The organism is Klebsiella pasteurii (assembly GCF_018139045.1).
In the GTDB taxonomy this organism is placed as follows: domain Bacteria; phylum Pseudomonadota; class Gammaproteobacteria; order Enterobacterales; family Enterobacteriaceae; genus Klebsiella; species Klebsiella grimontii.
The window spans coordinates 296,700-319,308 of sequence record NZ_CP073236.1 but is presented as its reverse complement, the minus strand read 5'-3'; the positions used below and the strand labels follow the sequence as shown (position 1 = coordinate 319,308).

Annotated in this window: 22 protein-coding genes; 9 read left to right on the top strand and 13 right to left on the bottom strand. The window is 57.2% G+C overall.

The genetic code is table 11. The annotated features are described in order from the left end of the window. Nucleotides 1-28: 28 nt before the first annotated feature. The 3 genes from uraH to KCG39_RS01355 are packed head-to-tail and all read right to left on the bottom strand — an operon-like array spanning nucleotide 29 to nucleotide 2,212. Nucleotides 29-355, bottom strand: a complete 327-nt coding sequence (uraH, locus tag KCG39_RS01365) for a hydroxyisourate hydrolase (protein WP_004131187.1) — start codon at nucleotides 353-355, stop codon at nucleotides 29-31. Next, nucleotides 352-852, bottom strand: coding sequence for a 2-oxo-4-hydroxy-4-carboxy-5-ureidoimidazoline decarboxylase (gene uraD, locus KCG39_RS01360; RefSeq protein ID WP_049112143.1), 501 nt, complete (start codon nucleotides 850-852; stop codon nucleotides 352-354). Before uraD ends, uraH begins: the two co-directional genes overlap by 4 nt. Next, nucleotides 830-2,212: a nucleobase:cation symporter-2 family protein gene (locus KCG39_RS01355; RefSeq protein ID WP_142446129.1), complete on the bottom strand. Its 1,383-nt coding sequence runs from the start codon at nucleotides 2,210-2,212 to the stop codon at nucleotides 830-832. Before KCG39_RS01355 ends, uraD begins: the two co-directional genes overlap by 23 nt. Nucleotides 2,213-2,558: 346 nt before the next feature. Here KCG39_RS01355 and hpxO point away from each other — a divergent pair, with 346 nt between their 5' ends. Then, on the top strand, nucleotides 2,559-3,713 hold the full coding sequence (hpxO, locus tag KCG39_RS01350) for an FAD-dependent urate hydroxylase HpxO (RefSeq protein ID WP_004131182.1): 1,155 nt from the start codon (nucleotides 2,559-2,561) through the stop codon (nucleotides 3,711-3,713). A 53-nt stretch (nucleotides 3,714-3,766) separates the two neighbouring features. Here the strand turns inward: hpxO and hpxR are convergent, their stop codons facing one another. Further along, nucleotides 3,767-4,705 carry a LysR family hpxDE operon transcriptional regulator HpxR gene (gene hpxR / locus KCG39_RS01345; protein WP_142467741.1) on the bottom strand — a complete coding sequence of 313 codons (939 nt, stop codon included), beginning with the start codon at nucleotides 4,703-4,705 and terminating at the stop codon, nucleotides 3,767-3,769. A gap of 125 nt (nucleotides 4,706-4,830) precedes the next feature. Between hpxR and hpxD the strand changes: the two genes are divergently transcribed. Next, nucleotides 4,831-5,868: a molybdenum cofactor-independent xanthine hydroxylase subunit HpxD gene (gene hpxD / locus KCG39_RS01340; RefSeq protein WP_004131179.1), complete on the top strand. Its 1,038-nt coding sequence runs from the start codon at nucleotides 4,831-4,833 to the stop codon at nucleotides 5,866-5,868. Between the two features lie 13 nt (nucleotides 5,869-5,881). Next, nucleotides 5,882-6,850 (top strand): PDR/VanB family oxidoreductase, encoded by a 969-nt coding sequence (locus KCG39_RS01335; protein WP_112165287.1) that lies wholly within the window; start codon nucleotides 5,882-5,884, stop codon nucleotides 6,848-6,850. Between the two features lie 10 nt (nucleotides 6,851-6,860). Here KCG39_RS01335 and KCG39_RS01330 read toward each other — a convergent pair whose 3' ends face one another. The 5 genes from KCG39_RS01330 to leuO all read right to left on the bottom strand — a co-directional run bounded on the left by KCG39_RS01330 (nucleotide 6,861) and on the right by leuO (nucleotide 12,705). Next, on the bottom strand, nucleotides 6,861-7,889 hold the full coding sequence (locus KCG39_RS01330) for an ABC transporter ATP-binding protein (RefSeq protein WP_049112165.1): 1,029 nt from the start codon (nucleotides 7,887-7,889) through the stop codon (nucleotides 6,861-6,863). Next, nucleotides 7,890-9,464, bottom strand: coding sequence for an ABC transporter permease (locus KCG39_RS01325; protein ID WP_004131173.1), 1,575 nt, complete (start codon nucleotides 9,462-9,464; stop codon nucleotides 7,890-7,892). Between the two features lie 23 nt (nucleotides 9,465-9,487). Further along, nucleotides 9,488-10,504 (bottom strand): iron ABC transporter substrate-binding protein, encoded by a 1,017-nt coding sequence (locus tag KCG39_RS01320; protein ID WP_004871451.1) that lies wholly within the window; start codon nucleotides 10,502-10,504, stop codon nucleotides 9,488-9,490. 261 nt (nucleotides 10,505-10,765) lie between these two features. Continuing rightward, on the bottom strand, nucleotides 10,766-11,242 hold the full coding sequence (locus KCG39_RS01315; protein WP_162626023.1) for a hypothetical protein: 477 nt from the start codon (nucleotides 11,240-11,242) through the stop codon (nucleotides 10,766-10,768). 515 nt (nucleotides 11,243-11,757) lie between these two features. Then, the gene (leuO, locus tag KCG39_RS01310; protein ID WP_004131162.1) at nucleotides 11,758-12,705 is read right to left on the bottom strand and encodes a transcriptional regulator LeuO; all 948 of its coding nucleotides are present in this window, start codon (nucleotides 12,703-12,705) and stop codon (nucleotides 11,758-11,760) included. A gap of 888 nt (nucleotides 12,706-13,593) precedes the next feature. On the opposite strand from leuO, the gene KCG39_RS01305 reads away from it, so the two are divergent. The 5 genes from KCG39_RS01305 (at nucleotide 13,594) to KCG39_RS01285 (ending at nucleotide 18,022) form a co-directional block, all read left to right on the top strand. Next, nucleotides 13,594-13,974 carry a hypothetical protein gene (locus KCG39_RS01305; protein ID WP_123829409.1) on the top strand — a complete coding sequence of 127 codons (381 nt, stop codon included), beginning with the start codon at nucleotides 13,594-13,596 and terminating at the stop codon, nucleotides 13,972-13,974. A 47-nt stretch (nucleotides 13,975-14,021) separates the two neighbouring features. After that, nucleotides 14,022-16,046, top strand: coding sequence for a protein-disulfide reductase DsbD family protein (locus KCG39_RS01300; RefSeq protein ID WP_142467742.1), 2,025 nt, complete (start codon nucleotides 14,022-14,024; stop codon nucleotides 16,044-16,046). A gap of 7 nt (nucleotides 16,047-16,053) precedes the next feature. After that, nucleotides 16,054-16,776, top strand: coding sequence for a DsbA family protein (locus tag KCG39_RS01295; RefSeq protein ID WP_195321875.1), 723 nt, complete (start codon nucleotides 16,054-16,056; stop codon nucleotides 16,774-16,776). 44 nt (nucleotides 16,777-16,820) lie between these two features. Beyond that, on the top strand, nucleotides 16,821-17,579 hold the full coding sequence (gene dsbG, locus KCG39_RS01290; RefSeq protein ID WP_004131154.1) for a thiol:disulfide interchange protein DsbG: 759 nt from the start codon (nucleotides 16,821-16,823) through the stop codon (nucleotides 17,577-17,579). Nucleotides 17,580-17,686: 107 nt separating this feature from the next. Then, nucleotides 17,687-18,022 carry a gamma-glutamylcyclotransferase family protein gene (locus KCG39_RS01285; RefSeq protein ID WP_004131153.1) on the top strand — a complete coding sequence of 112 codons (336 nt, stop codon included), beginning with the start codon at nucleotides 17,687-17,689 and terminating at the stop codon, nucleotides 18,020-18,022. 43 nt (nucleotides 18,023-18,065) lie between these two features. Here the strand turns inward: KCG39_RS01285 and KCG39_RS01280 are convergent, their stop codons facing one another. After that, nucleotides 18,066-19,094 (bottom strand): LLM class flavin-dependent oxidoreductase, encoded by a 1,029-nt coding sequence (locus tag KCG39_RS01280; protein WP_004131152.1) that lies wholly within the window; start codon nucleotides 19,092-19,094, stop codon nucleotides 18,066-18,068. Nucleotides 19,095-19,286: 192 nt separating this feature from the next. Beyond that, nucleotides 19,287-19,664 (bottom strand): RidA family protein, encoded by a 378-nt coding sequence (locus tag KCG39_RS01275; RefSeq protein WP_049112743.1) that lies wholly within the window; start codon nucleotides 19,662-19,664, stop codon nucleotides 19,287-19,289. Between the two features lie 246 nt (nucleotides 19,665-19,910). Here KCG39_RS01275 and KCG39_RS01270 point away from each other — a divergent pair, with 246 nt between their 5' ends. After that, complete coding sequence (locus KCG39_RS01270; RefSeq protein ID WP_211811531.1) at nucleotides 19,911-20,798, top strand: ATP-grasp fold amidoligase family protein; 888 nt, start codon at nucleotides 19,911-19,913, stop codon at nucleotides 20,796-20,798. A 35-nt stretch (nucleotides 20,799-20,833) separates the two neighbouring features. On the opposite strand, the gene KCG39_RS01265 is transcribed toward KCG39_RS01270, so the two are convergent. Together KCG39_RS01265 and KCG39_RS01260 are read right to left on the bottom strand one after the other, a co-directional pair. After that, nucleotides 20,834-21,904, bottom strand: a complete 1,071-nt coding sequence (locus KCG39_RS01265) for an ATP-binding protein (protein WP_004131147.1) — start codon at nucleotides 21,902-21,904, stop codon at nucleotides 20,834-20,836. Beyond that, nucleotides 21,901-22,605, bottom strand: coding sequence for a response regulator (locus KCG39_RS01260; RefSeq protein WP_004131145.1), 705 nt, complete (start codon nucleotides 22,603-22,605; stop codon nucleotides 21,901-21,903). The genes KCG39_RS01265 and KCG39_RS01260 overlap by 4 nt, the downstream gene beginning before the upstream one ends. Nucleotides 22,606-22,609 lie beyond the last annotated feature (4 nt).

The following is a 22,609-nucleotide window of genomic DNA, read 5'->3' as shown; positions in this document are numbered from 1 at the left end:
GAACGCGCGGCGCCGCCTCCGGGGAAATTTAGCTGCCGCGATAGGTGGACCAGCCGCCGGGAGCGATTAAAAACGGTAAGTGATAGTGCCCGCCAGCCGCTTCGCGGATGGCGAAATCAATCTGCGCGCTCAGGTAGAGCGTCTCGCGCCCGCTGGCGGTAAACCACTCGCCAATTTCCGCACTCAACCGGTAACGCCCCATCGCCAGCGGTCCGGCGCCGAGTTCGCCAATGCGGCCGTTCTCATCGGTAGTCCCGCGGGCAATCAGCGCGCCTTCGCGCTCCAGCACAACCTTCACGCCCTGCGCCGGTCGGCCGGTAGAGATATCCAGAATATGGGTGCTTAAGGTACTCATTCGCCAATTGCTCCTTCCAGTCTTAATAAGGTGATTTCGCGCAGCTGCGCTAACGCATCCTGAACTTCTGCGCGATCGCTGTTTTGCAGGCGACGCGACAGCGCCGCTAAGATTTCATCCCCGCTGCGCCCTTTCGCGCGAATCAAAAAAATCCGGCCAAATCGCGCTTCGTAGCGGGCGTTGCCCTCTTTCAGCGCCAGCGCCAGCGCAGCATCGCGCTCATCAACGCTTCCCTGCTCCTGACGCGAGAGCGCCGCGTGCGCCTGAGACCCGGCGGGCTTTTCGCCGATACGCGGATGGGCGCTTAGCGCCTCGGTCAGCTCCGCTTCGCCCCACGCCGCCATCAGCCGCTCGGCGGCGCTGAGCAAATCAGCGCGGCTGCGCCAGGGCCGGCCGGCGGCGAGCGCCGCCGCCCAACCAGCAACGGCAACGCAGGGCGCCAGCAGGGAAACGGCCTCTTCGCCGCTCAGTTGGTTAAAGTGATTCAGCGCGATCATCGGTGCTCCTTGTGGCCGCCGCCGCGGCCGGTTTCTCTTCCGGAATAATCAGATTCAGGACAATCGCCACCAGCCCGCCGCTGGTCGCCGCAGAGCCGAACAGGTTACCCACGATCGGCGGGAAGTGGGTCAGAAACGCCGGGACTGCCTCAATGCCAAGACCAAAACCGAAGGCCAGGCCAACGATCAGCATATCGCGGCGGGTCAGCGGTTTCTGGGTGATAATGCGGATCCCTGCCGCCACAACGCAGCCAAACATCACCATCGTCGCGCCGCCCAGCACCGGCACCGGGATCTGGCGCAGTATCTCGCCGAACGGCGGAAACAGTCCCAGCAAAATCAAAATCACCCCAATGTAGCGGCCAACGTAGCGGCTGGCGACGCCGGTCATCTGAATCACGCCGTTGTTTTGCGCAAAGGTGGTATTGGGGAACGCGCACAGCATCGCCGCCACCATGCAGCTTATGCCATCGGCAAGAATGCCGCCTTTCAGCCGGGAACGGAAGGCCTCGTCATCTATCGACTGCTGAGAGATCAGGCAGTTAGCCGTCAGATCCCCCACCGCCTCAAGAATGCAGACCAGCGACACCAGCGCAATCGGCAGAAAAATCGCGCTGTTAAACTGAAAACCAAACGGAAACAGCTGCGGCAAGCGGAACCAGACATCGCCGACGCCTTTAAGCTGGAACGATCCGCTCAGCGCCGCCGCCGCGCAGCCGACGGCAATCCCCACCACCACTGAAGAGAGGCGCAGCCAGCGGTTTTTCGCGCAGCTTAGCAGGACGATAGTCCCGAGTGTGCCCGCGCCGAGGGCGATATTGCTCATGCTGGCAAATGCTTTCGCCTGCTCGCCGCCGCACCAGTTAATGACGCTGACTTTAATCAGGCTAATGCCGATCAGCGCTATCACGCTACCGGTAATCACCGGAGTAAAAATGCGCTTCAGCGGTTCAATAAAGCGGCTGACGAGGCATGGCACCAGCGCGGCGACGAAGTTGACGCCAAACAGCATGGCCATAATATCCTGCGGCGTACCACCCTGCCCTTTTACCCACATACCGCCGGCAATGGCGACGCCGAGGAACGCAAAGCTAGTGCCCTGCATACAGATCATGCCCGCACCGATCCCCCAAACGCGGTTGGATTGCAAAAAGGTGCCAATGCCGGAGGCCAGCAGGGACATGCTGATCAAATAGGGCAGCCACTCCCCCAGCCCCAGCGCCGCGCCGATAATCAGCGGTGGGGTGATAATGCCCACCAGCCCGGCGAGTACGTGCTGTAAAGCGCTAAAAAAAGCCGGAAGCGGCGGTATCCGCTGCTCGAGGCCGTACAGTAAGCCGCCGTTTTTTTCATCTGACATGGTCGTTTCATCCCGTTGCGAATAAGCGTGCGGGAACGGGTGCACAAAACAGGCCAAATTCGCTCACACTTGCGCAACATTTAATTTTTCCTCTGTTTTACAAAGAGATAAATCATCTACCGGGTTAACACCTGTGCGCCCGGGCTGGCCACCGTAATGAAACTTTAGATTCTACATTCCCAATATAGAAATTATTGATTCATAAAAAGGCAACAAAACCCCCATCACGCACCACGACTGTGCAACCGCACGATGGCGGGGAGGCCGAATCGGCGAAATCCGCGCCTGCGCCAAAGTGGTACGCAAATTGCTCAAGCCAATCACGACGTATGTAAAGGAGAAGCAAATGAAAGCATTAGTTATCGGCGGCGGAATCGGCGGCCTGAGCGCGGCGGTGGGGTTAAAAAATGCAGGTATCCATTGCGAAGTCTTTGAAGCGGTGAAAGAAATCAAACCGGTGGGCGCGGCCATCTCCATCTGGCCGAACGGCGTGAAGTGCATGAAGCATTTAGGTATGGGCGATATTATCGAGAACTACGGCGGGCCGATGCATTTTCTCGCTTATAAGGATTATCTGCGCGGGGAGGATCTGACCCAGTTCAGCCTCGCTCCGCTGGTAGAGCGTACCGGCGGCCGCCCCTGTCCGGTTTCCCGCGCTGAACTGCAGCGCGAGATGCTCGCCTTCTGGGGACGCGACGCCGTGCAGTTTGGTAAACGCGTCACCCGCTGCGAAGAACACGCCGACGGCGTTCGCGTCTGGTTTACCGACGGATCGATGGCAGAGGGAGATTTTCTGATTGCCGCCGACGGTAGCCATTCGGCGTTGCGTCCGTACGTGCTCGGCTATACCCCTGAGCGCCGCTACGCGGGTTACGTTAACTGGAACGGTCTGGTAGAGATTGATGAAGCGATTGCGCCGGGCAACCAGTGGACCACTTTCGTCGGCGAGGGGAAACGGGTGTCGCTGATGCCGGTCTCCGATGGCCGGTTTTACTTTTTCTTTGATGTTCCGCTGCCGGCAGGGCTGGCCGAGGATCGCAGCACGCTACGGGCGGATCTCAGCCGCTACTTTAGCGGCTGGGCGCCGCAGGTGCAGAAGCTGATCGCCGCCCTCGATCCGCAGACCACCAACCGTATTGAAATCCATGATATTGAACCTTTTGCGCGGCTGGTTCGCGGCAAGGTAGCGCTGCTGGGCGATGCCGGGCACAGCACCACGCCGGATATCGGCCAGGGCGGCTGCGCGGCGCTGGAGGATGCGGTGGTGCTGGGAGACCTGTTCCGCGAGAGCCGCGACATCGCCGAGGTATTGCGCCAGTACGAAGCGCTGCGCTGCGATCGGGTCCGCGACCTGGTGCTGAAGGCGCGGAAACGCTGCGATGTGACCCATGGTAAAGATATGGCGCTGACGCAAGCCTGGTATCAAGAGCTGGAAACCGAGACCGGAGAGCGGATTATCAACGGCCTGTGCGAAACCATTCAGGGCGGCCCGCTGGGGTAAAAATGTTGGCATCGGCGCCCTTCCCGGCTCGCGGCGTAAACGCCTTAGCCGGGCTATCGGCCAACAGATGGTAGTGAACCCGCTGCCCCGGCCTGCATCTCCTCCATCACGGCGGTCAGCTTCTGGATCGCCATCTGCGCCGGGCGGGAGAGCTGGCGCGACGGCGCGGCGCACAGGGCCAGGGTGAGCGGGCGCAGCAGCTTGTTGCGTAGCGGGACAAACGCCAGCTGCCCGAGCTTCACCTCTTCCAGCACGTCCAGACGGCTGAGAATCGTCACGCTGCCGCCTTTCAGCACCAGCGATTTGATCAGCCGGATATCGTTACAGCTAATACTGTTGGCCGGAGCAAAATCATAATGGCGATAAAGCATCGCGACCCGATCATGGACGATCAGCGGCGCACCGGGGACAATATGCCGCTCCTCGCTTAGCTCCCCTGGCGACAGCATCGCGGCCTGCGCCTGAGGATGATCCGGGCGCATTACCGCGCCCATCTCCAGCTCGGCAAAGGCCAGCACGCTCAGCCCCGCCTGACCTTCAGGATCCAGAATCAGGCCGAAATCGAGATCCGCCTGCCGCACCTTCTGGCTGATGGTATGGCTATCCGCCACCTGCAGATTCAGCTCCAGCCACTGCCAGCTGGCGATAATGTCCGCCAGCGCGGCGGCAAAGCTCCCTTCCGCCAGCGCCTGCACCATGCCAAGACTAACGCTGCCGCGCTTCAGCCCCTGCAGCTCATCAAACTTTTGCCGCGTCAGATGAAACTCCTTTTGCCAGCGCAGCAGATTGTCGTACAGCAGCTCCCCGGCGGTGGTCATGCGCAGCCCTTCCGGCAGGCGCTCAAACAGCGGCGTGCCGAAGGCCTCTTCCGCCTGCAAAATTTGCCGGTTGATGGCCGAAGCGGAAATATGCAGCTTTTCCGCCGCCCGCCGCAGGCTGCCGCTGCGGGCCACTTCGGCAAAATAGATAGCGAAACGTGAAAATGGGCTCATCGGTAACCTGTTCTCTTTTTTGCAACGGCTGGGTGAATTCTTGCTGATGGATGTCAACACCCTAATATGGCAACAATAAACTCACAACAATTAAACAAATGTTTTTGTGAGCAGGAAGAGAAGCCATGAACAAACCACAACCCACCCCGCCCGCCCATTGCACCTTTGAGCCCGAGGACTGGCTGCGCCTGGCGAAATGCTGGCATCCCGTCGCCCGCGCCTGCGATATCGGCCCCGCGCCGGTAAAAGCCACCCTGCTTGATGAACAGCTGGTTATCTATCGTATCAAGGGCCAGGTGGTGGTCGCTCGCGACGTCTGTCCCCACCGCGGCGTGCCGCTGACGCTCGGTTTTCACGACGAAGAAGGGATCGTCTGCCCGTACCACGGCCTGCGCTTCGGCGAAGATGGCCGCTGTAACCGTATCCCGTCCAGCCCCGACCAGCCGGTACCGGCGAAGCTCAACCTCACCAGCTTTGCGGTTGAGGAACGCTATGGCCTGATCTGGACCTGCATGGCCTTCGACCCGGAGAACCCGATGCCGCTGCCGGTGATGCCGCACTGGCACGACGACGGCTTTCAGCAAATCAACTGCCCGGCCTTTGAGGTCAACGGCTTTGCGGGCCGCCAGGTCGAGGGCTTTCTGGACGTCGCCCATTTCGCCTGGATCCACACCGATACCTTCGCCGACCCGGATAACCAGGTGGTGCCAAACTACACCCCGCAGGAGACGCCGTTTGGTTTTATCGCCGATTACTGGAGTTCGGTCGGCAACTATCCCGCCAGCTCCGAGTTTCGCGCGCCGGAAGGCTTTCAGTGGCTGCGCCATTTCGAGATGCATCTGCCGTTTACCGCCACCCTGACGATTCATTTTCCCGGGGAGGCCCGGCTGGTGATTATGAACGCCGCCTCGCCGGTTTCTTCACGGATCACCCGGATGTTCGCGCCCATCGCGCGTAATTTCGATCTGCACGTGCCGGTAGAGGATGTTCACGCCTTTAACCTGCGCGTCTTTGAGGAAGATCGCCTGATGGTGGAGACCCAGCGCCCGGAGAGACTGCCGCTGGATTTAACGCTCGAAGCGCATATCCCCGCCGATCGCAGCTCCATCGCCTATCGCCGCGGGCTGAAAAAAATGGGCTTCGGCGACTTTTTCCTCGTTTAAGTGGAGAGCCATCATGAGCGATGTAGTAGAGGTTATCGTTGACGGCATCTGGCGCCAGGGTAGCCAGAGCCTCGCCGTCAGGCTGGTGGCGCAGGACGGCCGACCGCTCCCCGCCTGGCAGCCCGGCGCGCATATTGACGTACATCTGCCGTGCGGCATTATCCGCCAGTATTCCTTGACCGGCCCGGACGATCCTGACGACGGCTACCTGATCTGCGTGGCGCTGGAGAAAGCATCTCGCGGCGGCTCGCGCTATATCCACCAGCAGCTGCGCCCCGGCCAGACGCTGTTGATTTCTCCCCCGCGCAATCTGTTTCCTTTACGTACGGCGGAACGGGTGACGCTGCTGGCGGCCGGGATCGGCATTACGCCGCTGTACGCGATGGCGCTTAGGCTTAAGGCGGAAGGCGTGCCGTTTACCCTGCACTATTACCTGAAAAACCGCGCGCAGGGGGCGTTTGTCCGCGAACTGCAGCGGCGATTCAGCGCCGAAAGCGTGGTGATTCACAGCTCTTGCGAAGGAGACAGCGCCCGGCAACATTTAGCCGCCGCGCTGAACAAGACGCATACCGGATATCCGATTTATCTCTGTGGACCTGAGGGATTTATGGTTGCCGCGCGTCGGGCGGCCATGGAACGGGGCTGGGCGGAAACGCAGATCCATAGCGAAGCCTTTCAGCCCACCGCTGCGCCAGCCGGCGCTGGGGAGGGAGAAACCTTTAACGTGACGCTTGCGTCCTCGGGAGAGCGGTGGCCGGTGCCCCCGCATAAAACCATCGCCCAGGTGCTCCAGGAAAACGGCGTCGCCGTCCCGCTCTCCTGCGAGATGGGGATTTGCGGCGCCTGCCTGACGCCGGTTATCGAAGGGGTTGTCGATCATCGCGACACCGTACAGTCGGAGGCGGAGAAATCCGCCAGCGCGCAGCAGATCGCCCTGTGCTGCTCGCGCAGCCGGTCGGCGAATCTGTGCATTGATTTATAGCCCGGCGCCGCTAGCGGGCGAAAACTCGCGCCTCGCCCACCACCTCAATACGTACCGCTGCCCCCGGCCGCCATAACTGCCGGCTGACGGTTTTAACGAGCAGCGGCTCGCGCTGGCCGGGCAGCGTCAGGGTTAACGTGGAGAGATGGCCGCTAAAGTCCACATCGCGTACGGTAAGCTGCGGGTCATCCGCCCGGCAGGGAGAAATAACCAGCTGCTCGGGGCGCAGCATCACCCTTCCCTGGCCGACGGCCTGCGGATTGTCGGTTAAGACTTCACCTATCGCGCAGCGCGCTCGGCCGCCGCACAGTTCGGCGGGCAGCACCAGCGCATCGCCGAGAAAAAGCGCGGTCTCTTCATCAACCGGGTGACTGTAGACCTCATACGGCGTACCAACCTGGGCAAAGCGCCCCTGACGCATCACCGCGACCTGGCTGGCAAAGGAGAGCGCTTCATTCTGATCGTGGGTGACCAGAATCGACGCGATACCGGCCTGCGCCAGTAAATCAGCGGTGGCTTTACGCGTAGCCGCGCGCAGTCCGGTATCGAGGGCGGAAAAAGGTTCATCCAGCAACATCAGCGCGGGCCGCTGTGCCAGCGCGCGCGCCAGGGCCACGCGCTGCTGCTGACCGCCGGAAATTTCGTGCGGCCAGTGGTTCGCCAACTGACTGTCCAGCGAGACCCTCTCCATTAGCGCCGCCACCTGCTGGTATTTCTCCTGGCGACTGCCATCGAGCCCCCAGGCGATATTGTCCGCGACGTTCAGATGGGGGAACAGCGCGCCCTCCTGCGGCACGTAGCCCACCCCGCGCAGGTGGGCGGGAATAAATGTCCCCTGCGCAAACAGCGTGCGCCCCTGCATAACAATCCGCCCGCTATCCGGCGTTTCGAAACCCGCCAGGATCCGCAGCAACGTGGTTTTACCGGAGCCGGAGGGGCCGACAATCGCCGTGCGGCTGCCTGCGGCCACCGTCAGATTGAGGTTTTCGAGCACCCGCGTACCGGCAAAAGATTTTGAGATTGAGGAGAGTTCAAGCATTTACAGGCCTGCGATTTTTTTCGACTGAATATAGAGAATGCCGGTCAGCGGCAGCGAAAGCAGAATCATCAGCATCGCGTAAGGGGCGGCGGCGACATAATCAATTTCGCTGGTCAACGCCCAGAAGCCGGTTGACAGCGTGCGGGTGCCGAGCGGAGAGAGCAGCAGCGTGGCGGTCAATTCATTGGTGATGCCGAGAAACACCAGCGCCGCCCCCGCCGCCGCGCCCGGCGCCGCCAGCCGCATGGTGACGCTCCACAGCGCCCGGCCGGGGCTGCGGCCTAAACTGCGGGCGACGTTTTCCAGCTCGACAGGGGCCTGCGCGATCCCGGCCCGCAGGTTAACCAGCGCCCGGGGCATAAACATCAGCAGCCAGGCGAGCAGCAGCGTGACCTCGGTCTGATAGATGGGGCGCGCGTAGTGAATGGTGACCGTCACCAGCGCCAGCGCCGTCACGATGCCGGGCAGCGAGCTGGTCATGTAGTTACACCCTTCCAGCAGACGAAAAAGAGGCTGCGGATAGCGAACGCCCAGCCAGGCGATGGGAATTGCGCAGGCGGTGGTAAGGAGCGCGCCCACCGCGCCGAGCAGCAGCGTTTGCCGCAGAGAGAGCCACAGGTCGGCGCTCATCCAGTTTTCCACGCCGCCCAGCCAGAGCCAGCGGCAAAGCACCATCAGCGGTATCCCCAGCGCCAGCATCACCAGCGTCAGCAGCGCGAGCTGGAGAGGGATCGCCGCCAGCCGACTCAGCGGCTGCCGCTGCTGTTCGCGCGCGGCGCCCGAACCGATGCGGGCATAGCGCGCCTTCCCCCGCGATGCTCCTTCCAGCAGCAAAATGGCCAGGCAGCAAAGCGCCAGCACCCCGCCCAGCATATTTGCCGCCGGGCCGCTGAAGGTTGACTGGAACTGATCATAGATAGCGGTGGTAAATGTATCGAAACGGACCATCGCGAAGAGGCCGAACTCCGCCAGCAGATGCAGCGCCACCAGCAGCGCTCCGCCGCATATCGCCAGCCTGAGCTGCGGCAAAACCACGCGGAAAAAGATCCGCCACGGCGGCGTACCTAATGAAGCGGCAACATCTTCCAACGTCGGGTCCAGCCGCCGCAGAACGGCGGCAACCGGCATATAGATAAACGGGTAATAGGCCAGCAGCGAGAGAAAAACCCCGGCAGACAGTCCGTGCATTGCCGGTACCGCGCTGACCCAGGCGTAGCTTTGTACAAAGGCCGGGATCGCCAGCGGCGCAACCGCCAGCACCGACCAGACTCGCCGCCCCGCCAGCAGCGTACGCTCCGTCAGCCAGGCCAGGCCAACGCCCAGCACAATACACAGCGGTACCGTCAGCGCGATAAGCCACAGGGTGTTGCTCAACAGCTCGGCGACGCGGGGGCGAAAGACCAGCGCCTGGATTGTCTCCCAGCCGGTATCGACCCCTACGGCAATAACAAAACCCGGCGGCAAGAGCGCCAGTAGAGAAAACAGAACGGCTAACGCGATCATCGGAAAAGCAGGACGCCTGCGCTCGGGCAGGCGTTGGGCTTTTTTTCCGAGCGCGAAACTCAGAGAAGACATAGCGTATTCACTTTAACGGACGATTACAGCAGGCCAGCCTGGGTCATCAAATCGACCACTTTTTTGCTGTTCAGCGAAGACGGTTCAACTTTCGGCGCCTCTAACGCCTGCAGCGGCGTCAGCTTCGGGTTGGATGCGGCGTTAACGCCAACGGCATATTCAAAGGCGTTGTTGGTGCGCAGCTCATCCTGCCCCTGCTTGCCGGTGATCCACTTGATAAAGGCCTGAGCCTGTTCCTGATGTTTGCTGGAGGCCAGAACGCCGCCACCGGAAATGCTGACAAAGGCGCCAGGATCCTGGTTTTTAAAGTAGTGGAGACGGGTATTTTTGCTGTTCTCGCCGGTTTTCGCCTGATCGACAAAGCGGTAGTAATGATAGATAACGCCGCCATCAATCTGACCGGCATTCACCGCTTTCATCACCGTGCTGTTGCCCTTGTAGGCCACAAAATTGGTTTTCATCGCTTTAAGCCATGCCAGGGTGGCCTGCTCGCCTTTCAGCGCCAGCATCGCGCTGACGATGGCCTGGAAATCCGCGCCGGATGGTGAAGCGGCCCAGCGCCCTTTCCACTGCGGTTGCGCCAGGTCCATCAGCGACTTCGGCAGCTGCGCTTCGCTGATTTTCGCCGGATTGTAGACGAATACGGTGCTGCGAGCGGCAATGCCTATCCAGCGGCCGTGCTCAGGGCGGTACTGCGGGGCGACCTGCTGAAGGGTCTCGGCCGCCAGCGGCGCAAACAGCTTCGCGTTATCCACCAGCACCATCGCCGGGGAGTTTTCGGTCAGAAAGACATCCGCCGGGGATGCCGTCCCCTCCTGCACCAGCTGATTCCCCAGCTCACTATCGCCGCCGTTCCGCAGCGTCACTTTAATTCCCGTCTCTTTGGTAAAACCGTCAACCCAGGACTTAACCAGATTTTCATGCTGCGCGTTGTAGACCACAATCCCGTCGCTGCTGGCCGCCGCCAACGCCTGCGGAGCAATAAACGCGGAAGAAGCCATCAATGCAGCGGAGCAATAAGACACCAGACGAAAACGCATACGCTAATCCTTAATAGAGGTGGGCAAAAGGTAACTGGCAGCCGGCCGGCAAGGATTAAATCACAGAGAAATGTGAATGATAATGCAAACAATTACCATCTAATTAAAAAAGAGAAATATACTGCGCGCGGGCGGCAACAGGCGAGGAAAATGCTATAAAAAAATAGCTGCCGCGATGAACATTAAAATAACCTTAAGACAGCTTAAGTTTATTTTACACTGCCTTCAAAACCCCACTGCGGGCGGGTTTTCGCCACTGCGTTAGCGAAAACTCCACTGCACGCTCACCACAAAGACGGCAGGAAGAATAATTCCGCTTTCCACGCCGAAATAATCGGTAAAGTTGTACTGAAAACCATGGTAAATATAGGGAGAAAAGCCAATACCGGTCGCATCTTTAAAATCCTTGTAAGAACCATGGTCGCCGCAGTGCTCAAAGGCCGAGAAGAAAAACTCGCCAACGTAGCCATAAATTCCCTTAAATACCCAGCCGTTGCCCAGCGAGGCCCAGTCGCGGCGTACCCCCAGCGCGATGCAGCGATCGTCAAAGCTGTTTTTCATCGTTCCGGCCAGCAGGCTGTACTGAGAATCTTCGGAGAACTTGCGCTCAACGGAGGCAAACTGGTTGTCAAAGCCTTCGGTGTACTGCCCGTGGTTGTTCGACAGATGGTAAATCCAGGAGCCGGTATTCACCGAATAAAGATTGATTTCATCCGCTCGTAGGGCCGTAGAAGACATCAACAGGGCGGCGGCGGCCACCGCAGGCTTCATCATTTTTCTGCGCATCAACATCATCCCCTGATTCAGGCGTCGGCCCGGCTGGATAATAAGAGTATATACCCGTCGTCTTTCAAGTTGCTTCTTTGTTGGCTACGTTAGTTCACCCCAGTCACTTACTTGAGTAAGCTCCTGGGGATTAATGAGAGGCTCCTGCCTCTCACCGGAGGCCAGCCTTCGGCTGATCAAATTCGTCCCCGACGAATTTGTCACTCCCTTGCCGCCTCGAAGCAACTCGACATCTATTGGGTATAGAAACCGCCGGTTGGCTCTGCCGGACAAATGCGCGATTTTCTGCAAAGAGATATTTTAATGAAATTCTGGCGGGTTAATTTTAGTAATACAGCGTATTTCATCCGGTCATCATTGTCTGATGAACAAGAGTAAAGCGAGTTAGCTTAAATAGTTTTCAGAGGAGGAGTTGAGCGTTAATAATAAAATACCTGGCGTCTTACCAGGCATTTCTTCAGGTCTGTTTAGCGCTGGCAAATTTTTATCAACAGTTCCGCCATCCAGCGGTGGCTTCTCTCCTGGCCCGCCGTTTCATGCCACGAAAGATAACAGGTACGGCTGTCCATGTCTAAAGGCAGAGGCAGCAGCTGTAGCGCAAACTGCTCTTCAAACTCTTTCGCCAGCCATTCCGGCGCGATAGCCACCATATTGGTTTGCGACACGACGCTCAACACGCTGACCATCGCATTACCGTGAAAAGCGACGCACGCCCGCTGCTCTTCAGAGCTATACCAGGGATAGCTGAAGGAGGCGTAGCGATCCAGCGCGACGGTGGCGTGCTGCTCGCGATAAATATCCTCCTCGCTCAGCGGCGATGCGATACGCGGATGGTTGCGTCTGGCCACCAGCACCATCCGGTCATGGAACAGCGGGATACTGGTAAATTCCGGATGATTGAATTTGTTGTAATCGAGTACAAATTCCACCTCCTGATAGCGCAGCTGATTTGTCACCTGCTGACTTAGCGAAGATTTAAAGGACAGACTGACCCTGGGCGCAATCTCACTTATTTTGTTAAAAATAAGCGGCGTCAGATAGTTATCCAGCGGGCTACAGACGCAAAGGTTGTAGAGACGTTCGCAGTCCAGCGGATCGAAAAGCGTATCCGGTAGCTCATTTTGCACCAGCGATAGCGCGCGTCGAACCGAGCTAAAGAGTTGAAAGGCGCGCTCTGTCGGTTTAATGCCGCGGCCGTTGCGGACAAACAGTTCATCCTTAAACAGCACCTTCAGGCGAGAGACCGCGCTGCTGACCGCAGGCTGAGACATGCCCAGCGTTTGCGCCGCTTTGGTTAGGCTTTGTTCCTGCATGACAGTATCAAAAATGGTCAGCAGGTTGAGGTCGACTTTCCGCAATACCGGCTGCAGGACTTTCGGTTCAGAGGTTGGCTTAGATGTTGTATTTTCACTCATGTAGGGAACTCCACCAGCACATTAATCAGCGATTCTGCTGCGTAACACTGAGACTTTTCGCCAAAGGAAAAAAATGGGCAGATAAATCACCATCGGCCCCAGCAGCCATGTGTTATCGGTTTCCAGCAGCACGCTCAAATGTATGAAACTTATTATCAAAATGGTAAACAGCAGAAGAATATGAAACGTATTATGTTTTCTGGAGAAAACGGCATAGCGGTAAAGCATTCATTTTTCCTTCGTTCACTCCTTGAACAACGGAGAATACCATATAAAAAGTGATGAAATTTCTGAAAAATACGCGACTTAATCCTAATAAGTAAATTCTCATTAAAATTAATCGACTGGACTTAGCTAAATCGAGAAGCAGGCAGGACGCTGATATTCCTTTGCCGCAAAGGGGGGGCTAAAACCGGATAATAACCTTCTGTGACTCACAGAGGCTAAAGAATAGAAATGATTTCACAGGAAATAGTCACGTATAAGCAGCAATAGCCGGGAGGAGACCAGGGCGCTGGGCGAAATAAAAATTGTGCGGAAGCGGGAAGCACTCTGTTAACGTACTAAGTCGATATTGGGCCGCCATCGAGGCCTCGAACCCCGTTCCCTACAACGTATGTCGTTCGCTCTTCCAGATGAGCTAATGGCGGTCAGGTGCTAATCAGCAAAGTTCAGCAGTGGCGTGCCGATACCAATTAGCGACGCGCATACTAGCCCGTTGAATGGGCGGTGTAAATAATATAAATGCACGAAATATCTGGATCCCCCCTCTCTGCGCCGCCGATTCGGGTCACCTTTGAGGATGCAGACAAAACCTTACACGCCAGCCTCTTGTGCATTGATAAGGATTGTTTATGATCCCCGGGTTCTGAAATGTCCTGGTACCCTATGCGCAACCGTCGACTCCCTGGTAAATGGTTTTTGATACTGACCTGCTTCGTCATGGCTTTCTGCCTTGTTCAGCGGGCGGCCTATCTGCACCATTTTTTGGCGGACGCCAGCGCCCAGGCGCAGGACAGCGCTCTCAGCGCGCAGGCCAAGCAGCCCTCTTCAGAGGAGGCTGAGCAAGGGCCTTCGCCCTGTCAACTGAGCGCCAAATCCCTGCTCTGCGCGCAGCCGCTTTTCTTCGATGGCGCGTTACCGGCCGTTATTTTATTCCTTGCCCTGCTTCAGCTGCTCGCCGCGGGCCGTACGGTGGTTTTCCGGGACGATCCCGTCCGGCCTCCCACGCTGCGAATACATCTCAAAAACTGCGTTTTCCGTGAATGAAAAAATCGTTCTCAGACGATTAGTTTTTTAAATTCACGGAGAAAAAAATGCTGAATATCTTCAGGGGCTTCGTCTTCCTGGTGTTGACCTGCGCGGGCGTTGCCCACGGGGCGGACACAGGATGGCTGACATCCCCGCAAAACGACCACGCCCGGATCCGCTTTCAGGCGGAAAAAGGCAAAGATCGGATCGACGGACTGCTCTCTATTGAGCTGGCTTCCGGCTGGAAAACCTACTGGCGCTCGCCGGGTGAAGGCGGCGTCGCCCCGCAAATAATCTGGAACAACGGCGAACGGGCGCGGTGGTACTGGCCTGCCCCGTCAAGATTCAAGATTTCCGGCCTGACGACCCAGGGCTATCACGATCGGGTAGCGATCCCGATAACGATCGCCGCCGCGCCCGGCGACGTGCTGGAAGGCACGCTCACGCTGTCGACCTGCAGCAACGTCTGTTTGCTGACCGACTATCGGCTGCGTCTCGATTTCAATCAGCCCGCAGACGGCGAGTTCCGGGAAGCCTTTGCCCGGGCCATGCGCGCCGTCCCGGTGGATAACGGGGTGACGAACGATGTCGCCGCGCATCTTGTCGGTAGCCAGCTGGTCATCACCGCGACCACGACCGGCGGATGGAAAAATCCCGGGATCTATTTTGACCCGATGGACGGTGGGATTGTGGCCGGCGATCCGGACGTACGCGCCGAGGGCGACCGCCTGAAGGTGACGGTGCCGGTCACCGATGAATGGGGAGAAATACCTGCCACGCTGGCGGGAAAAGCGCTGTCGTTGGTGCTGACAAATGGCGAAAAAGCGCAGCAGATGAACCTTATCACTGGTGCGGATCTCGCGCCAACGGCGACGGTTAGTCTCGGGAAAATAGTGCTTTTCGCGCTGCTCGGCGGCGTCATCCTTAACCTGATGCCCTGCGTGTTGCCGGTGATGGGTATGAAGCTCAGCGCGGTGCTGCAGGCTGGGGCAGATCGGGGCCCGGTCCGGCTACGTTTTCTGGCCACCAGCGCGGGCATCCTGACCTCGTTTGCCCTGCTGGCGCTGATGGTGACGATGCTCAAGCTCACCGGCGCTTCACTGGGCTGGGGGATCCAGTTCCAGAATCCCTGGTTTATCGGCGTAATGGTTGCCGTCACCTTTCTCTTCGCGCTGAATCTGTTCGGGATAGTCGAGATGCTGCTTCCCTCGACTGCCGTTAGCCGGATGGCGACCGCCGGCGGCGCCGGGATAGCGGGGAGTTTCTGCGAGGGCGTTTTTGCCACGCTGCTGGCAACGCCCTGCTCGGCCCCCTTTCTGGGCACGGCCGTCGCTTTCGCGCTTGCCGCTCCGCTTCATGAGCTGTGGCTGATTTTCATGGTGCTCGGGCTGGGGATGGCTGCGCCGTGGCTGTTCGTCGCCCTGTTCCCGCAAACCGCCGCCCTGCTCCCCCGCCCCGGCCGCTGGATGAACACCCTGAAAATGGCGCTTGGCGTCATGATGCTGGCCTCCAGCTTCTGGCTGGCGACGCTGCTCGGCGTTCACCTCGGCGAGACCGCCAGCGGCGTGATGGCGCTGGCTCTCACCGTAGCGGCCCTGATCGCCTTGTTAGTCGCCCATCAGCGAACGACTCCCGCCCTCTGGCTGGTGGTTATCGTCCTGGCGGCGTATGGCGGTTTTCAGGTTCGCGATCTGCTGGCGCAGGGTTCCACCGTCTCGTCGCCGCAGGCTAACGCTCAGCAAATTCGCTGGCACCCCCTCAGCGAGGAGGCCATCCGCAGCGCGCGGGCTGAGGGCAAACGGGTGTTTATCGATATCTCCGCCGACTGGTGCGTAACGTGCAAAGTGAATGAACACCGGGTGTTAAATCAGCCCGCGATCATCCGCGCGCTGGCTCAGCCCGATGTCGTGGCGCTGCGCGGCGACTGGAGCAAGCCTTCTGAGCCGATCGCCCGTTTCCTGCAGAGCCGAAATCGCTACGCCATTCCCTTCAACCAGGTCTACGGTCCGGGCCAGCCGCAGGGAGAAATACTGCCGCCGCTGCTCGATCAACAAACCGTCCTCAACGCCCTCAATCATGCCAAAGGTTAAATTAACGATGAAAAAAACGCTGCTCACCCTCGCTCTCCTCCCGGCATCTTTGACGGCTGTGGCGTCTTCGCCCCTTACGCCGGCGCAGGAGGCCCGCGTGCAGGAACTGGTTCAGGAGACGCTCATCGGCCACCCTGAAATTTTGATCGCCGCGGCCGAAAAACTCGATCGGCAGAATGCCCAGGCCGGGCAGGAATCGCTAAAGCAGGTGCTGTCGCAGGACGGCGATTTTCTCTTTCACGATCCCAACTCACCGCGAATCGGCGCGCAAAATCCGAAGCTGACGCTGGTCGTCTTTACCGATCATAACTGTCCGTATTGTAAAAAGTTTGACCCCTATCTGGAGAAAATTGTGGAAAAATACCCGGATGTTGCGGTGATCTTTAAGTTTCTGCCCTGGCGCTCCGAAAGCTCAATGACCGCGGCCAGGGATGCGCTCACCCTGTGGCGCACGCATCCTGCACAGTTTGTTAAATTTAACCATATCCTGATGGCGAAAAAGGGGTATCACGACAGTGCCAGCATTGAGCAGGCGAAGAAGAAGGCGGGAGTCATTGTGGCTCAGCCGGATGCGCAAAGCCTGGAGACGATTAAGCGCAGCTTTGCTGTCGCCGAAAAGCTTGGCATTCAGGGAACGCCGGCCACGCTTATCGGCGATGAGATGCTCTCAGGCTGGATCCCCTGGGAACAATTTGATGCCACAATCGGCGACGCGCTGAAAAAACAGTAACCCACGTCAGGGGGAGCGATCCCCCTGCATTGCGAGGCGATATGATGAAATACTTTTTACTGCTGGCGGCCTGGATGATGCCAGGCCTGGCGCTTGCCGAGGGGGCGATCCCCCAGATAGTTAAAAATTTTGGTGAACAGCAAGGGATTAAAATTATTAAGGAGATAGATTCCCCCGGCGGCGTGAAAGGCTGGGTCGGTCAGTATCAGGATATGGGGGTGACCCTGTTTTTGACGCCGGACGGGAAGCACGTTATTTCCGGGTATCTTTACGATGATAAAGGGCAAAACCTCAGCGAGGGCTACTTTAAAGAAGCGATCTATACCCCGCTAGGCCGCGAAATGTGGAAAAAGCTGAACGATGCCCGGCCGCTCAAGGAAGGCGCTGATTCCGCTGCCAGAAAAGTGATTGTCTTCGCCGATCCGTTCTGCCCCTACTGTAAGACGTTCTGGTCAGCGGCGCAGCCGTGGGTAAAAGCCGGTAAGGTCCAGCTGAATACCCTACTGGTTGCCTTTCTCAACCCGAAAAGCGGCCGCTACGCCACGGCAATCCTGAATGCCAAAGATCCGGTAGCCGCCTGGCAAGAGTATGAACTCTCTGGCGGCAAAAAAATCCCGCGCTTTGACGGCGTGACGCCGCGGGAAACCTTTACTCTTCTTCAGCATAACCAAAAGCTGATGGATGATTTGGGCGCCAGCGCGACGCCGGCTATCTATTACATGAATGAACAAAACGAGCTCCAGCAGGTGATCGGCATGCCCGATAAGAAGCAGCTGGTGGAGATGTTCGGGCCCGAGCCCTGATGAAGAGCGGGCGTCCCGCGGGGCGCCTTGCTAACCCAAGCCTGACTGCGTATTTTTAGTCTTACGCTGCCCTTCCGGGCATTCAACGTTTGAATGAATGAGGAATAATGGAACGCTTATTTGTCTACGGTACGCTGCGTCCGGGCCACTCGAATGCCCATATTATGGACAACATTGGCGGAGAGTGGCTGCCCGGCTATGTGAAGGGTCTGTTTTATGAACGCGGCTGGGGAGCAGCCGCGGATTTTCCGGGGATCGTGCTCGACAACAACGGGCCTCGGGTCAACGGCTACCTGTTCCTGTCCGCGAATCTTAGCGCCCACTGGCCAATGCTGGATGCGTTTGAAGAAGGCTACGATCGCGTTGCCGTGGACGTTACCACGGAAGACGGTCAGCGCGTGACCGCCTGGATCTATCAGCTACAGCCGAAGGTCGCAGCGTAAAACCCTTTCGCCCCGCGCGTGCGGGGCGTCGCTCAGCGCGGGTTTATGCGTCGCGCCAGCCCATTGCCGGCGCAACGTGCTTCAGTATGGACTCAATCACGTGGGCGTTATACTCCACGCCAAGCTGGTTCGGCACCGTCAACAACAGCGTATCCGCTTCGGCAATCGCCTCGTCCTGCTTCAGCTGTTCGACCAGCTTTTCCGGCTCTGCGGCGTAGCTGCGGCCAAAAATGGCGCGGGTCTTCTCGTCGAGGAAACCTATCGAATCGCTCTCGTCACGGCCTGAACCGAAATACATCCGGTCGCGATCGTTCATTAGCGCGAAAATGCTGCGGCTGACCGACACCCGCGGCGTGCGCGTATGGCCCGCTTCTGCCCAGGCCTCGCGATAGGCGCGGATCTGCTTCGCCTGCTGAATATGGAACGGTTCGCCGGTTTCATCGTCTTTCAGCGTCGAACTTTGCAGGTTCATCCCCAGCTTTGCCGCCCACATTGCCGTCGCATTCGAACCGGCGCCCCACCAGATTCGCTCGCGCAGCCCTTCAGAATAAGGCTCAAGCCGCAGCAGGCCCGGCGGGTTGGGGAACATGGGCTGCGGGTTAGGTTTCGCAAACCCCTCTCCGCGCAGCGCGTCCAGCAACACTTCGGTGTGGCGGCGCGCCATGTCCGACTCGTTTTCGCCTTCGCCGGGAACATAGCCAAAATAGCGCCAGCCGTCGATCACCTGTTCCGGCGAGCCGCGGCTGATACCCAGCTGTAAACGGCCGCCGGAGATTAAATCCGCCGCGCCCGCATCCTCGGCCATATACAGCGGGTTTTCATAGCGCATATCGATCACGCCGGTGCCGATTTCAATACGTTTGGTTTTCGCCCCGACCGCTGCCAGCAGGGGGAACGGCGAGCTGAGCTGGCGGGCGAAATGATGCACCCTGAAATAGGCGCCATCCGCGCCCAGCTCTTCGGCGGCAACGGCCAGATCGATGGATTGCAGCAGCGCGTCAGCGGCCGAACGCGTCCCGGACTGCGGCGACGGCGTCCAGTGACCAAATGATAAAAAGCCAATCTTTTTCATGACGTGGGTGTCCTGGGTTGCAGGGAAGTCGTCGGCAGATGGCGCATAATGAAAAACGTGTCTGCCACATTATGCCTCTACTCTACGCATAACCAGGTGAGAATAAATATCGTTTGTTTAACCGAATGCTTCAAATAAATTGATTGAGTCTGCTCGGCGGCGCAGACCGCGGCCCGGGCAATAAACACGGGCTCACAGGCCGAATATCGCCTCAATTTCAATTTTGAGATCCGCAGAAAACAGACGGCTGACTTCTACGAGCGAGCTGGCGGGTAGGTGATCGCCGTAATTCCGGTAAAGCACTTTGCGCAGCTCGCCGATCTCATCAAAAGAAGTGATAAAGATCGTGACTTTGATAAGAGACGAAAAATCAATGCCTTCGGCGCGGGCAACGGTTCGTATCTGCATAAAAATCTCCTCCGCCTGGGCGGCAATACCGTCGCGCTGCGCCCGGGTGCCGAACGCGGTGAGCCCTGAAATGTAGAGCGTGTTTCCGTGCTTAACCGAATGGACATAGGGCGCCTTGACCTCGCCCAGTTCGGGGTAATTTTTTCGTACCATCTGACTCATACCGATATCCTTATTTAAGTTAAAACTGACAACCCTCTGACGCGCTGTTGTGACCACCCAGCGTTGCCGTATCAACGGTATTTTTACCGATTCACTAAAAGCCGGTTCTTACTGGCGCCAGCCGCGAACGCGTTTGATTTCACGCCAGGGCTGGTCACAGCCAGCCTGCTCCATCTCCACTCCATAATCTGAACAATATCACTCAATCCTCCTTCGTCAGAATGTTCATTACGCTCAGGAGGAACCATGAACAAGCTGAACTACTCTCTTAAATACGTCGAATACTTATTCAGAAAATACCGGGGAATGATGACTTCGGATCTTTATTTTCATACTGCCAAACTCAACAAAACGTCACAAACCTTTGCTAATCTCAAAAAACCCATCACGCTGAGTGAGAAGATATGCCACCGCCTCGTCTTCGATCATAACGCCCTTTATACTCTGCTGGCCGACAAACTGGCGGTCAGAGAATATGTCCTCACACGAACGCAGCTTGTGCAGGTGATACCGTTAATTGGCGTTTACCAGCGCGCAGAGGATATTAATTTTAGCAGACTCCCGGCGAAATTCGTGTTGAAGTGCAATCATGACTGCGGCAGCACCGTTATATGCAGCGACAGAGACAATTTTAATCCAGCCAATACCTTAAACCGACTCAAGCTGGCGCTTAAAAAGAATATGTATTACACAACCCGAGAGTGGCAATATAAGCATATTGCCCCGGTTATTCTCTGTGAGATGTTTATCGACTTATTTTCTGACCGAGATAAAAACGTTACGCCTGAGATGTTAAGAATACATTGTTTTCATGGGGTAGCCTGCTTTGTGGAGGCTGATTTCACCGATAAACAGGGGCGCGAATATATTAATGTCTATGACAGTTCGTGGCGGCTGCAGCCTTTTCAGATGGAATATCCAAACACACTGGGGCCGGTTCCTGAACCCGAATCCTTTCATCGCGCCGTCACTGCCGCGCAGGAATTGGCAAAAGAGATTGATTACTGTCGTGTCGACCTGATGCTAAAAGAAAATGAAATTTATTTCAGTGAAATAACATTAAGTCCGAAGCGAGGTAAACTTAATATCACACCGGCGATATGGGATGCTAAACTCGGAGACATGTGGCACTGATGTCTCCAGAAACAGGCTCAATTGAGCCTGTTTTCTCAGGGCAGGTTGACAGGCCATGATAATTTAAAAATCGAGTGATTTTCTCGTGACAACCGATAGCTCACACTACCGCCGTGAGCGAGCATAATCGCTTTGACGACCGATAATCCCAATCCGCAGCCTTGAGGATTAATATGTCTGGCATATTCTCCGCGCTGAAAAGGTTCAAATAACAACCGCTGGAGTTCTTCAGGGATTCCGGGACCACGATCCTGAACCAGAATATAATTTTCTTTGCCAGAGGTTCCATTCTTTATCAGCAAAGTTCGGGAGGTGGAATATTTTAACGCATTATCGAACAGCACCGTCAGGCACTGCGTCATACGCAAAGGATCGCAAACGCACAACTGCTGCTTGAGTTCAGTGATAAGGGTGAACTGCTTGCTGCGAAACTCCGGTAAAAAAGTGTCAAGCGCGCTGGTAATCGTCGCTTCGAGATCGACCTCACTGAGCGTCAGCGTATAACCGGCGCCGCCGGAGGAACTCACGACCCGCAGATCCTCAATTAAATTAGTCAGGCCTTCCGTTTGTCTCAGCAGGTTTCTGAATAGCGCGGGCTCTGGCTCAAATACCCCTTCTACAAGCCCCTGAAGCCTTCCGCGCAGAATAGTGACGGGGGTTCTGAGTTCGTGAGCGATGGCCGCGTTCCACAGGTTCCTCTGAACATCGAGGGTCTGCAGTTTTTCCGCCATTTCATTGAAATCATTAACAAGATTATTAATCTCGCCCAGCTGAGAGCTGGTGCCAGACGCTCGTGCGCCAAGATTGCCCTGCGAAATTTGTTTCAGGCTCTGGGCGACGGCATTTAACGGCGTCAATATTCTGGCGGAGAGTTTAACGGTAAAAAACAGCGATACCACCAGACTGGTGACTGAAGCTATCGTGATCCACAGCCAGTCCAGCAAGGTCATATCATCTTCGCTCCCGGAGACGGCGCCTCCCGGCAGGTAATCAATCAAGAAGCTATAAAATAGATAAGAGCCCACCACGGCGATAGCGATAATAATGAAGGTTAACGACAGCATATAGGTCAATATCTGACGGCTCAGAATCGTTTCTTTGTTCATTTTTTCTCACCTAACCGATAGCCCACTCCTCTGATGCTCTCCGGGATGCCTTTGAGCCCCGCGTGTTCAAGCTTTTTCCGCAGCTTACTCATATGGCTATCAACGGTTCGATCGAGTGAATCCCCCTCGGGCAGGCAGGCATCCAGTAACTCTTCGCGTGAGCACACCTTTCGCGGACTGCGCGCCAGGTAGGTCAAAAGCTTAAATTCGGTGGTGGTCAACACCGGGGTGACAATCTTATTCTCGACGGTAATTTCCACGTAAAATTCATCGGGATAGATTGTCAGAAACGGCAATCTCAATGGCCTTGAATTGGCGACTTCGGCATTCGGCCGGGTTCTGCGGAGTACCGCTTCCACTCTGGCGATCACCTCGGAGGGATTAAACGGTTTTATCACATAGTCATCTGCGCCGAGCCTCAGTCCCATCAGTTTATCGACATCCTGGTCAAGCGCGGTCACCATGATAACCGGCACGTTAGTCTCTTTGCGTAAGGTCGTCAGCACGTTCCAGCCATCATAAACGGGTAGATGGATATCCAGTAACACGAGGTCCGGTTTATGCAGACGGGTAAGATTGATCGCCTGCTCGCCGTCCTCCGCCCGACAGGTTTTCATTCCCGCCCGATGTAAATAGCCTGTCAGAATAGCGGCAATTTCATCGTCATCCTCGGCGATAATTATCAGATTGCTTTTGTTCATTTTA